This is a genomic window from Janthinobacterium sp. P210005 (assembly GCF_036231865.1).
Taxonomy (GTDB): domain Bacteria; phylum Pseudomonadota; class Gammaproteobacteria; order Burkholderiales; family Burkholderiaceae_D; genus Janthinobacterium; species Janthinobacterium kumbetense.
In genome coordinates, this window is the sequence record NZ_JAZARC010000007.1 from 196,630 (window position 1) to 208,916 (window position 12,287).

Annotated in this window: 11 protein-coding genes; 9 read left to right on the top strand and 2 right to left on the bottom strand. The window is 59.7% G+C overall.

Annotated features, from left to right (window positions below; genetic code table 11):
* Nucleotides 1-90 precede the first annotated feature (90 nt).
* The gene (locus VPH40_RS24950) at nucleotides 91-534 is read right to left on the bottom strand and encodes a hypothetical protein (RefSeq protein ID WP_328574805.1); all 444 of its coding nucleotides are present in this window, start codon (nucleotides 532-534) and stop codon (nucleotides 91-93) included.
* 238 nt (nucleotides 535-772) lie between these two features.
* Between VPH40_RS24950 and VPH40_RS24955 the strand changes: the two genes are divergently transcribed.
* From VPH40_RS24955 to VPH40_RS24980, 6 genes are all read left to right on the top strand, one after another.
* Nucleotides 773-1,684: a patatin-like phospholipase family protein gene (locus VPH40_RS24955; RefSeq protein ID WP_328574806.1), complete on the top strand. Its 912-nt coding sequence runs from the start codon at nucleotides 773-775 to the stop codon at nucleotides 1,682-1,684.
* A 60-nt stretch (nucleotides 1,685-1,744) separates the two neighbouring features.
* Nucleotides 1,745-2,152 carry a GlcG/HbpS family heme-binding protein gene (locus VPH40_RS24960; protein WP_034786036.1) on the top strand — a complete coding sequence of 136 codons (408 nt, stop codon included), beginning with the start codon at nucleotides 1,745-1,747 and terminating at the stop codon, nucleotides 2,150-2,152.
* Nucleotides 2,153-2,447: 295 nt separating this feature from the next.
* On the top strand, nucleotides 2,448-3,626 hold the full coding sequence (gene carA / locus VPH40_RS24965) for a glutamine-hydrolyzing carbamoyl-phosphate synthase small subunit (protein WP_099664495.1): 1,179 nt from the start codon (nucleotides 2,448-2,450) through the stop codon (nucleotides 3,624-3,626).
* Nucleotides 3,619-6,849, top strand: a complete 3,231-nt coding sequence (gene carB / locus VPH40_RS24970; protein ID WP_328574807.1) for a carbamoyl-phosphate synthase large subunit — start codon at nucleotides 3,619-3,621, stop codon at nucleotides 6,847-6,849. Before carA ends, carB begins: the two co-directional genes overlap by 8 nt.
* 163 nt (nucleotides 6,850-7,012) lie before the next feature.
* The gene (gene greA, locus VPH40_RS24975; RefSeq protein ID WP_034757428.1) at nucleotides 7,013-7,489 is read left to right on the top strand and encodes a transcription elongation factor GreA; all 477 of its coding nucleotides are present in this window, start codon (nucleotides 7,013-7,015) and stop codon (nucleotides 7,487-7,489) included.
* Nucleotides 7,489-7,932, top strand: coding sequence for a DUF4149 domain-containing protein (locus tag VPH40_RS24980; protein WP_251351225.1), 444 nt, complete (start codon nucleotides 7,489-7,491; stop codon nucleotides 7,930-7,932). The genes greA and VPH40_RS24980 overlap by 1 nt, the downstream gene beginning before the upstream one ends.
* 98 nt (nucleotides 7,933-8,030) lie before the next feature.
* Here the strand turns inward: VPH40_RS24980 and VPH40_RS24985 are convergent, their stop codons facing one another.
* Nucleotides 8,031-8,501 (bottom strand): YhbY family RNA-binding protein, encoded by a 471-nt coding sequence (locus VPH40_RS24985; protein ID WP_010397237.1) that lies wholly within the window; start codon nucleotides 8,499-8,501, stop codon nucleotides 8,031-8,033.
* Nucleotides 8,502-8,543: 42 nt separating this feature from the next.
* Between VPH40_RS24985 and VPH40_RS24990 the strand changes: the two genes are divergently transcribed.
* From VPH40_RS24990 to folP, 3 genes are all read left to right on the top strand, one after another.
* Nucleotides 8,544-9,227, top strand: coding sequence for an RlmE family RNA methyltransferase (locus VPH40_RS24990; protein WP_034757436.1), 684 nt, complete (start codon nucleotides 8,544-8,546; stop codon nucleotides 9,225-9,227).
* 202 nt (nucleotides 9,228-9,429) lie between these two features.
* On the top strand, nucleotides 9,430-11,310 hold the full coding sequence (gene ftsH / locus VPH40_RS24995; RefSeq protein ID WP_328574808.1) for an ATP-dependent zinc metalloprotease FtsH: 1,881 nt from the start codon (nucleotides 9,430-9,432) through the stop codon (nucleotides 11,308-11,310).
* A 105-nt stretch (nucleotides 11,311-11,415) separates the two neighbouring features.
* On the top strand, nucleotides 11,416-12,249 hold the full coding sequence (folP, locus tag VPH40_RS25000; protein ID WP_251351226.1) for a dihydropteroate synthase: 834 nt from the start codon (nucleotides 11,416-11,418) through the stop codon (nucleotides 12,247-12,249).
* The last annotated feature ends 38 nt before the right edge of the window (nucleotides 12,250-12,287 follow it).

Sequence of the window (12,287 nt, forward strand, 5' to 3'; positions counted from 1 at the left end):
TATAGGTTGACTGCCTGCCTGGCCAGGGGCAGGGTTGAGCAAGCAGGGTTGAGCAATACACCGGACGCTGCGACGCCGGAGGGTTGGCTGCTACGGCGCCGATTTTTGGCAGCGTGCGGAAAAGTGCATGGTGGCGCTGTTTTCAAACGGGGAATTGATCTCGCCCTTTACCTCCTTCAATTTGCCGCTAAAGCGCATGGTCAGCGGGCCGCTGGCCGGTCCCGCGTCATATGTGCACGCCAGGTTGTCGCCGCTTTGCCGGCAGTCGTAGAAGTTGCTCGCCTTGCCGCGCTCGTCAACCATGAGGGTGCCTTGCGCCCCGTGCTGGTCGGGGGCGTCAAAGCTGAGCGCTATCGTGTGCTCCCCCGGATCCATGGGCATCTGCAAGTTCCCCGTACAGGTAAAGCCCGCCATTTTCTCCGCGATGTTATTGGCGCCCTGTGTCGCCGCGACGGCGTTGGCGCCGGCCGCACCCAGCAGGGCGGCAGCGAGCAGGCATGGATGGGCGATGAGGCGTAACAGGTCTGTTTTCATAAGCCGATCAATATAGGTTGGCTTGCGGCGCCAGGCTGGTGCGCGCAATTGATTATATTAAAAACAACATTAATGATGCGGTAAGCCAGGCGCCAGTCTAGCAGCCGCAGTGGCGCGCACGATTCGGAATCTTGTTATTTATTAACATTTAAGGCGGCCTTCAGTGCGGGCGGCCCTGCTTGCGCTACAATCGGCTCTCCTTTGTTGCCACTGCCGCGCGCGGTTCTCATTCTCCACCATGTTCCCTAAACGCCTGACCCTGCTTGCCCTGGCCGCCTTTGCGCTGGCCGGCTGCGAAACCACCGCCCCGAAACCTATCCAGGTATTGACGCCACCCGAGCCCATCGTCGTCGCGCCGCGCAAGATCAAGATCGGCCTGGCCCTGGGCGGCGGCGCGGCGCGCGGTTTCGCGCACATCGGCGTGATCAAGGCGCTCGAATCGCAGGGCATCAACGCGGACATCGTCACGGGCACCAGCGCCGGCAGCGTGGTGGGCGCCATGTATGCGGCGGGCAACTCCGGTTTCGCCCTGCAAAAGATGGCGTTCGACATGGACGAGGCGGCCATTTCCGACTGGGCCTTGCCCTTGTTCGGCAAGTCGTCCGGCGTGCTGAAAGGCGAAGCGCTGCAAAGCTATGTCAACAAGGCCGTGGGCGGCGTGCCGCTGGAAAAACTGAAAATTCCGTTTGGCGTGGTGGCGACCGACCTGAAAAATGGCCAGCCGATCCTGTTCCAGCGCGGCAACACCGGCATGGCCGTGCGCGCCTCGTCGGCCGTGCCCGGCGTGTTCCAGCCCGTGACGATTGCCGGCCACACCTATGTCGATGGCGGCCTCGTCGCTCCCGTGCCCGTGCGCTTTGCGCGCGACATGGGCGCCGATTTCATCATTGCCGTGAATATTTCGTCGCAAACGGATACGCAAAAAGCCATCAGCTCGATGGAAGTGATCATGCAGACCTTCGCCATCATGGGTCAGCGCATCAACCAGTTCGAGCTCAAGGATGCGGACGTGGTGATCCAGCCCAGCCTGGGCACCATGAAGGGCAACGATTTCAACAGCCGCAACCAGGCGATCCTGGCGGGCGAGCAGGCGACCTTTGCCGTCATGGCGCAGCTCAAGCAAAAGCTGAAAGCCAAGCGCGAGCAGTAAGTCGTTATTCTGGCCCCGCATTTCGTATACAATTTTGATTCAACATAACAAGGATGCACCATGCAATCGAAACCGATTTTGACCCTGGACGACGTAAAGAAAATCGCTGCCGCCGCCGAAGCGGAAGCGGTCAAGAATAACTGGGCGGTCACGATCGCCATCGTCGACGACGGCGGCCACCTGCTGTGGCTGCAGCGCATGGATGGCGTGGCGCCGATCTCGTCGCACATCGCCCCATCGAAAGCCAAGACGGCCGCGCTGGGCCGCCGCGAATCGCGCATCTATGAAGAGATGATCAACGGCGGCCGCGTCTCGTTCCTGAGCGCGCCGGAAATCGACGGCTTGCTGGAAGGCGGCGTGCCCATCGTGTTCGACGGCCATTACGTGGGCGCCGTCGGCGTCTCGGGCGTCAAGTCCGCCGAGGACGCGCAAATCGCGAAAGCGGGCATTGCGGCCCTGACGGCCTAAGTAGTAGCCGCAGTTGCAGAACCAGCCGCCCCGCGCAAGCCGGGCGGCTTTTTTCATGGGGCGGGGGATTTATGCTGCTGCGCAAAAAAATGCCGCCGATTCCGAGTTTTCTTCCTTGTGGAAAAGCTTCCTTTTGGTTATAATTCAAAGGTTTAGCCAATCACACATATACCGTAGCGACTACCCATCCCCTCATTCAAAATGACCGTTGAAACACCCTGAGTGCATCTGGCTCGGGTATCTAGGCGGTCGGTCTGACGTGGCGCAGCTACGGTAACTTTATCAGGAGTTGCCCTTGCCGCCATTTTTTTCTGGCCCTGCCGTTCCAGCCATATTAGCGCTTGCTGATGGAACGATCTTTAAAGGTTTTTCGATCGGTGCCGCCGGTCATACCACGGGCGAGGTTGTTTTCAACACCTCGATGACCGGGTATCAGGAAATCCTTACCGACCCAAGCTATTGCCGTCAGATGGTCACCCTGACCTATCCGCATATCGGCAATACGGGCGTCAATCCGGAAGATGTCGAATCTTCCAAGGTTCACGCCGCTGGCCTCATCATCCGCGATCTGCCATTGCTGGCATCCAGTTTCCGTTCCACCCTCTCCCTGTCCGATTACCTGAAAGCTGAAAATATCGTCGCCATCGCCGGCATCGATACACGCAAGCTCACGCGCATCCTGCGTGAAAAAGGTGCGCAGGGCGGCGCCATCCTCGTCGGTACGCAAGGCAACGAGCCATCCGCCGCGCAAGCGCTGGAACTGGCCCGCTCCTTCCCCGGCCTGGCCGGCATGGACCTGGCCAAGGTCGTGTCCAGCAAGGATGCCTACGAGTACCGCGAAACGGAATGGACGCTGGGCGAAGGCTACGGCCAGCTGGCCGACGCGGACGCGAAATACCACGTGGTCGCCTTCGACTACGGCGTCAAGCGCAATATCCTGCGCATGCTGACGGCGCGCGGCTGCAAGGTCACCGTATTGCCTGCGCAAGCGACGGCTGCCGACGCCCTGGCGCTCAATCCGGACGGCATCTTCCTGTCGAACGGCCCCGGCGACCCGGAACCGTGCGACTACGCGATTGCGGCGACCAAGGAATTGATTGAGAAGGGCATCCCGACCTTCGGCATCTGCCTCGGCCACCAGATCATGGCTTTGGCTTCCGGTGCGAAAACCCTGAAGATGAAGTTCGGCCACCACGGCGCCAACCACCCGGTGCAAGACCTGGAAACGAAACAGGTCTTGATTACCTCGCAAAACCACGGTTTCGCAGTCGACGCGGCAACCTTGCCCGCGAACTGCCGCGTGACCCATGAATCGCTGTTCGACGGCTCCCTGCAGGGCTTTGCCCGCACGGACAAGCCGGCCTTCTGCTTCCAGGGCCACCCTGAAGCGTCGCCGGGCCCGATGGATGTTGCTTACCTGTTTGACCGCTTCATCAACTTGATGGCTGCGGAGGAGAAAAAGAAAAATGCCTAAACGTTTAGATATCAAAAGTATTCTGATTATTGGCGCTGGCCCGATCGTGATCGGCCAGGCCTGCGAATTCGATTATTCCGGCGCGCAAGCGTGCAAGGCCCTGCGCGAAGAGGGCTACAAAGTCATCCTGGTCAACAGCAATCCTGCGACCATCATGACCGATCCGGAAATGGCCGACGTGACCTATATCGAACCGATCACCTGGTCGGTCGTTGAACGCATCATCGCCAAGGAGCGTCCTGACGCCATCCTGCCGACGATGGGCGGCCAGACGGCGCTGAACTGCGCGCTGGACCTGTTCAACAATGGCGTGCTGGCAAAATACAACGTCGAGCTGATCGGCGCGTCGCCGGAAGCCATCGACAAGGCGGAAGACCGTTCCAAGTTCAAGGACGCGATGACCAAGATCGGCCTCGGTTCGGCCCGTTCCGGCGTGGCGCACTCGATGGAAGAATCGTGGGCCGTGCAGCGCACCCTGGGCTTCCCGACCATCATCCGTCCATCGTTCACCATGGGTGGTTCCGGCGGCGGCATCGCCTACAACGAAGAAGAATTCGAAACCATCTGCAAGCGTGGCCTGGAAGCTTCGCCGACGAAAGAGTTGCTGATCGAAGAATCGTTGCTGGGCTGGAAAGAGTACGAGATGGAAGTGGTGCGCGACAAGGCGGACAACTGCATCATCATTTGCTCGATCGAAAACCTCGACCCGATGGGCGTGCACACGGGCGACTCCATCACGGTTGCGCCAGCGCAAACCCTGACGGACAAGGAATACCAGATCATGCGCAATGCCAGTCTGGCAGTGCTGCGCGAGATCGGCGTCGACACGGGTGGCTCGAACGTGCAATTCTCGATCAACCCTGTCGATGGCCGCATGATCGTCATCGAGATGAACCCGCGCGTATCGCGTTCGTCGGCCCTGGCATCGAAAGCGACGGGTTTCCCGATCGCCAAGATCGCCGCCAAGCTGGCCGTCGGTTTCACCCTGGACGAGCTGCGCAATGAAATCACGGGCGGCGCCACGCCGGCATCATTCGAACCGTCGATCGATTACGTCGTCACCAAGATCCCCCGTTTCACGTTCGAGAAATTCCCGACCGCCGACCACCACCTGACGACGCAGATGAAATCCGTCGGCGAAGTGATGGCCATCGGCCGTACCTTCCAGGAATCGTTCCAGAAAGCCTTGCGCGGCCTGGAAGTGGGCGTGGACGGCATGAATGAAAAGACCAAGGACCGCGAAAAGATCGAAGAAGAACTGGGCGAGCCTGGTCCTGAGCGCATCTGGTACGTGGGCGATGCGTTTGCCCAGGGCTTCACCCTGGAAGAAGTGCACCAACTCACCAAGATCGACCCGTGGTTCTTGATTCAGATCAAGGAAATCGTCGACCTGGAACTGTGGCTCGATACGCAGAAGCTGGAAAACCTGGACAAGAACACCCTGTACAAGTTGAAACAGAAGGGCTTCTCGGATCGCCGCCTGGGCTTCCTGCTGCAGACGACCGACACGGCCGTGCGCCAGCAGCGCCATGCGCTGAACATCCGTCCTGTCTACAAGCGCGTCGACACGTGCGCGGCGGAATTTTCGACCGACACGGCGTACATGTATTCCACGTACGACGAAGAGTGCGAATCGAATCCGACCGACAAGAAAAAGATCATGGTACTGGGCGGTGGCCCGAACCGTATCGGCCAGGGTATCGAGTTTGACTATTGCTGCGTCCACGCGGCCCTCGCCATGCGCGAAGACGGCTACGAAACCATCATGGTCAATTGCAACCCAGAAACGGTTTCGACCGACTACGATACCTCGGACCGTCTGTACTTCGAATCCTTGACGCTGGAAGACGTGCTGGAAATCGTCGCCATCGAAAAACCGGTGGGCGTGATCGTGCAGTACGGCGGCCAGACGCCTTTGAAGCTGGCGCTGGACCTGGAAGCGAATGGCGTGCCCATCATCGGCACCTCGCCCGACATGATCGATGCGGCCGAAGACCGCGAGCGTTTCCAGCAAATGCTGCACAAGCTGGAGCTGCGCCAGCCGCCTAACCGCACCGCGCGCACGGAAGCCGACGCTTTGGCGCTGGCGCAGGAAATCGGTTACCCGCTGGTCGTGCGTCCATCGTACGTGCTGGGCGGCCGCGCCATGGAAATCGTCCACGAGCAACGCGACCTCGAGCGCTACATGCGCGAAGCCGTCAAGGTGTCGCACGATTCGCCGGTGCTGCTGGACCGCTTCCTGAACGACGCCATCGAGTGCGACGTCGATTGCATCTCCGACGGCGAAACGACGTTCATCGGCGGCGTGATGGAACACATCGAACAGGCTGGCGTCCACTCGGGCGACTCGGCTTGCTCCTTGCCACCATACTCGTTGGCACCGGAAACCATTGAAGAACTGAAACGCCAGACGGCGCTGATGGCCAAGGGCCTGAACGTGGTCGGCCTGATGAACGTGCAGTTCGCGATCCAGAAGCAAGAGATCGATGGCCAGCTGAAAGACGTCGTCTTCGTGCTGGAAGTCAATCCACGCGCGTCGCGCACCGTGCCTTTCGTCTCGAAAGCCACCGGTCTGCAACTGGCGAAGATCGCCGCGCGCTGCATGGTTGGCCAGTCGCTGGCGTCGCAAGGCATCACGCAGGAAGTCGTGCCGCCATACTTCAGCGTCAAGGAAGCCGTGTTCCCGTTCGTCAAGTTCCCTGGCGTGGACACCATCCTGGGCCCTGAAATGAAATCGACGGGCGAAGTCATGGGCGTGGGCCTGACGTTCGGCGAAGCGTTTGTGAAATCGCAACTCGGTGCCGGCGTGAACCTGCCAAAATCGGGCAAGGTCTTCATCAGCGTGAAAGCGTCGGACAAGCCGCGCGCCGTGCAAGTGGCGCGTGACCTGGTCGAGTCCGGCTTCACCGTGGTCGCCACCAAGGGTACCGCCGCCGTGATCGCTGCTGCCGGCATCGCCGTCACGCCAGTGAACAAGGTGATCGAAGGCCGTCCGCACGTGGTCGACATGATCAAGAACCATGAAATCGTGCTGGTGATCAACACCGTGGAAGAAAAACGCAGCGCCATCGTCGATTCGCGGGCCATCCGCACGTCGGCCCTGGCGTCGCGCGTGACGACCTACACCACCATCGCCGGCGCGGAAGCGGCCGTCGAAGGCATCCGCCACCTGGATGAGCTGCGTGTGTACGATTTGCAAGGTCTGCACAAGACCTTGAACTAAGTGCGTTTGCAGTGGCCGCCGTTAGGCGGTACACTGCATGCTTATCAACCACAGAGTTCCGTGCAGAGCAGCGCGCGGCCTCTGTGGTTTTCACTTGGTAAGTCCGTTAACCGTGGCAAAACACGGACAGCGGCGCCGATAACTAGCAGATAGTAGAGATAACATGACCTCAGTCCCATTGACCAAATACGGCGCAGAACTCTTGAAGGAAGAGCTGCATCATTTGAAGACCAAGGAACGCCGCATCGTCATCGATGCGATCGCCGAAGCGCGTTCGCACGGAGATTTGTCGGAAAACGCCGAGTACGATGCCGCCAAGGAACGCCAGGCCTTCGTCGAAGGCCGCATCGCCGAGCTCGAAGGCAAGCTGGGCGCAGCGCAAATCATCGACCCGACCGCGCTCGACGCGGAAGGCCGCGTGGTGTTTGCCTCGACCGTGAACCTGGAAGACCTGGAATCGGGCCAGAAAGTCACGTACCAGATCGTCGGCCTCGATGAAGCCGACTTGAAAATGAACAAGGTTTCCGTGACGTCCCCGATCGCCCGCGCACTGATCGGCAAGTACGCCGGCGACGTGGTGGAAGTGCAGGCGCCGTCCGGCCCGCGCGAATACGAAATCCTGGAAGTGCTGTACATCTGATGCTGACGCGCGTGCGCCTCCTCGTTGCCACCCTGTGGGCCGGCAGCCTGTGGACCATCGGCTTCATCGTGGCGCCCACCCTGTTCGGCACCCTCAGTGACCGCGTGCTGGCGGGCAATATCGCCGGCAGCATGTTCCGCGCCGAGGCCTGGCTGTCCATCGCCTGTGCGCTGGTGCTGCTGGCCCTGTTGCAATGGGGCGCGGGCGCGCTGGAACTGAAGCGCCGGCGCTTGCTGGCCGCATTGGTACTATCGATGCTGGTGTGCGCGCTGCTCAGCCATTTCGGCATTTCGCCCCTGATGGCCGAAATCAAGGCGCAAGCGCCGTCGGGCCTCATGGACGAGGCCATGCGCAGCCGCTTCGGCATGCTGCATGGCGTGTCGACCCTGATCTTTGCCGTGCAGAGCCTGCTGGCGGGCGTGCTGATCTGGAAACAGCAGTAATCTTGATTCAGCAGCAATAAAAAAGCGGAGCAGGGAATATCCCGTGCTCCGCTTCTTGTTTCAAGCCCGGCCGCCTTGCGGTGGCCGGGTGAACAGGCTTACTTGCTGCCCAGTGCGCTTTTCTTGGCGCTTTTCTGACGTGGCTTGGCACGCTTGATGGAACCGCCTTCGGTAACGCGCTCATTGCCCTTGATCATGACTTTCGTCACGCTCGGGCGCTTGGTGCCGCTGGCGCTGGCCTTGACGATGGTCACTTCGCGCATGCCTTTGCCGGCGCTGACCTTCTCCTTAACCACTTCTTTTTTCGGACGGTAGATTACCAGCAGTTTGCCAATATGTTGTACCGGGGCGGCGCCGAGATTGCCGCAAATCGTATCGTACATTCCGACGCGGGCTTCGCGGTCGTCGCCGAACACGCGGACTTTAATCAGACCGTGCGAATCCAGGCCAAGGTCGATCTCTTTGAGGACAGCAGGTGTCAAGCCCGCTTCGCCAATAATGACGATAGGCTTCAGCGCGTGTGCTTCGGCGCGCAGTGCGCTGCGCTCTACGGGTGTAAGTTTTAGCATAATAATATTTAGTAATTCCCTTAAAAGCAGTATTCTACGCGAATGGCAAAGAAGAAATTAAACAAAAACTGGTTGCACGACCACATAAATGATCCATATGTGAAGTTGGCGCAAAAAGAGGGCTACCGCGCCCGGGCAGCATACAAGCTGAAAGAAATCGATGAAGACGAGAAACTGATCAAACCTGGCCAGGTGATCGTCGACCTGGGTTGCACTCCTGGCAGCTGGGCCCAGTACACGCGGCGCAAGCTGGCCGGCAAGGACGGCGGCGGGGTCAATGGTACCCTGATTGGCCTGGATATGCTGGAAATGGAGCCAATCGCCGATTTCCACTTCATCCAGGGCGACTTCCGCGAAGCGCGCGTGCTGCGCCAGCTGGAAGTGGTGTTGCAGGGCCGCAAGGTCGACCTGGTCCTGTCGGACATGGCGCCCAACCTGTCGGGCATTGCCACGGCGGATGCCGCGCGCATGGAACACTTGATCGACCTGGCCATCGAATTTTCGCAATTGCACCTGAAACCGTCTGGCGTGCTGCTGGTGAAATGCTTCAAGGACATGGGTTTCAGCCAGATCGTGGAGAAATTCCGCGCCGAATTCAAGGTCGTCGTGCAGAAAAAGCCCAAGGCCAGCCGCGATAAATCGTCGGAAATCTTCCTGATGGGCCGTGGAATCAAGAATCCGCTGAAAAATGCCGTGGAAGAAGATGATTCCGCCCTTGATATTTAAGAGGGAATCCGCACATGGGAACGAGAAGTGCAGTAGCGTCTGATGGCATAAAAGCCTAAATTGTTTATACTGCATTTTTTTGCGTGAACGCGATTTTTTCGCGCGCACGGATCGGCGGGCTTTGGCACGGCCCGCTTATTGCGAGTAAAATCGTGTTTCTAGCTATAGGTAAAGAGATGCGCACTGCATCCAAGGAGTCTTCGTGAATAACATGTTTTCCAAATCTGCCATCTGGGTAGTCGTATTGCTGCTGTTGTTCATGCTGTTCAAGCAATTCGACAGTCATGGCGCCACAGGCGGCAGCAAGGCCATCGCTTATTCCGATTTGCTGGATGAAGTCAAAGCCAAGCGCGTCAAGGATGTCGTGATCGAAGGTTCGTCGATCACCGCCAAGCTGATGGACGACACCAAGGTGCGTACCACCGCCACCAGCCTCGACAAGGGCTTGATCGGCGACTTGCGCGACAATGGCGTGCATTTCGATGTGCGTCCGCCCGAGGAAGCGTCTTTCCTGCAAACTATTTTTGTTTCCTGGTTCCCCATGCTGCTGTTGATCGGCGTCTGGGTCTTCTTCATGCGTCAGATGCAAGGCGGCGGCAAGGGCGGGGCATTCTCGTTCGGCAAGTCGAAGGCGCGCATGATGGATGAAGCCAGCAACACCGTCACCTTCGCCGATGTCGCCGGTTGCGACGAAGCGAAAGAAGAAGTCAACGAAGTGGTCGACTTCCTCAAGGACCCGAGCAAATTCCAGAAACTGGGCGGCCGCATTCCCCGCGGCGTGCTGATGGTCGGTCCTCCGGGCACGGGTAAAACCCTGCTGGCGCGCGCCATCGCCGGCGAAGCCAAGGTGCCGTTCTTCTCGATTTCCGGTTCCGACTTCGTGGAAATGTTCGTCGGCGTCGGCGCGAGCCGCGTGCGCGACATGTTCGAAAACGCGAAAAAGCATTCGCCATGCATCATCTTCATCGATGAGATCGACGCTGTCGGCCGTCACCGCGGCGCCGGCATGGGCGGCGGCAATGACGAGCGCGAACAGACCTTGAACCAGTTGCTGGTCGAGATGGACGGTTTTGAAGCGAACTCCGGCGTGATCGTCGTGGCCGCCACCAACCGCGCCGACGTGCTCGACAAAGCGCTGCTGCGTCCGGGCCGTTTCGACCGCCAGGTGTCCGTCGGCTTGCCCGATATCCGCGGCCGCGAGCAGATCTTGAACGTGCACATGCGCAAAGTGCCTATCGGTACCGACGTGAAAGCCGATATCCTGGCCCGCGGCACTCCCGGTTTCTCGGGCGCTGACCTGGCCAACCTGGTCAACGAGGCAGCCCTGTTCGCCGCGCGCCGCAGCAAGCGCCTGGTGGAAATGGCGGACTTCGAAGATGCGAAAGACAAGATCTACATGGGTCCAGAGCGTAAATCGATGATCATCCGCGAGGAAGAGCGTCGCAATACGGCTTACCATGAGTCCGGTCACGCCGTCGTCGCCAAGCTGCTGCCGAAGGCCGATCCCGTGCACAAGGTAACGATCATGCCGCGCGGCTGGGCCCTGGGCCTGACCTGGCAGTTGCCGGAACACGACAACTTGTCCGCCTACAAGGACAAGATGCTGGAAGAAATTTCCATCCTGTTCGGTGGCCGTATCGCCGAAGAGATTTTCGTGGGCCAAATGTCCACGGGCGCGTCGAACGACTTTTCGCGCGCCACCAAGCTGGCCCGTTCCATGGTGACCCGCTTCGGCATGTCCGACAGCATGGGCGTGATGGTCTACGAAGACAGCGAAAACGAAGGTTTCTTCGGCGGCGCCACGAAGACGATCTCGGAAGCGACGCAGCAAAAGGTCGATGCTGAAATCCGCAACATTCTCGACAAGCAATATGCTTTGGCGCGCACCTTGCTGGAAGGCAACCGCGACAAGGTCGAAATGATGACCAAAGCCTTGCTGGAATGGGAAACCATTGATGCAGAGCAAATCAATGACATCATGGCCGGCCTGGAGCCGCGTCCACCGAAAGTCATCCCGCCACGCCGCAATGCGGGCGACAGCGGCGCGGGCGGCATCTCGCCCAACGTGACGGCGCCAGCCTGATAGCGACCACTGCCTGATTAGTGGCATGCAAGAGAAGGGTAAGGAGCAATCCTTGCCCTTTTTCGTTGCCGCAGCAGTTTTTTCCTGACGACTACAAAGATTCACATGCGACACTATTTGCAATTCGGCCGTTTCGGCTTCAACCTGCAGGGCACGCAGGCGCTGGTGATGGGCATCCTGAACATCACGCCCGACTCGTTTTCCGATGCGGGCCAGTACCAGCACCTGGAATTTGCCATTTCGCGCGCCGAGCAGATGATCATGGACGGTGTCGACATCATCGACATCGGCGGCGAATCGAGCCGCCCCGGCGCGCCGCCGCTGCCGCTGCAAGACGAGTTGCAGCGCGTCATGCCGGTGCTGTACGCCTTGCGCGACTGCGGCAAACCCCTGTCCGTCGACACCTACAAGCCGGAAGTGATGCGCGAAGCCATCCTGGCGGGCGCCGACATGATCAACGATATCAACGGTTTCCGCGCGCCGGGCGCCATCGACGCCGTGCGGGACAGCGATTGCGCGCTGTGCATCATGCACATGCAAAACGTGCCGGAAACTATGCAAGCCCAGCCGCAGTACGAAGACGTGGTACGCGAAGTCATCGACTTCCTGCGCGAGCGCATCGACACGATGACGGCGGCCGGCATCGCCCGCGAGCGCCTGTGCGTCGATCCCGGCTTTGGCTTCGGCAAGACGGTGGAGCAGAACTACGCCTTATTGCGCGCCACGCGCCAGTTGCGCAGCGAACTGGGCCTGCCCGTGCTGGCCGGGCTGTCGCGCAAGTCGATGATCGGCGCCGTCACGGGACGTCCCGTCGAGCAGCGCCTGGCCGGCAGTGTTGCCGGTGCGCTTGCTGCGGTAGCGCAAGGTGCGGAAATTATCCGTGTGCATGATGTAGCTGAAACCGTCGATGCACTGAAGGTCTGGCGCATGGCACACTGAGCCTGTAAGATTTATCATAAACAACAAAAAGAGAAATA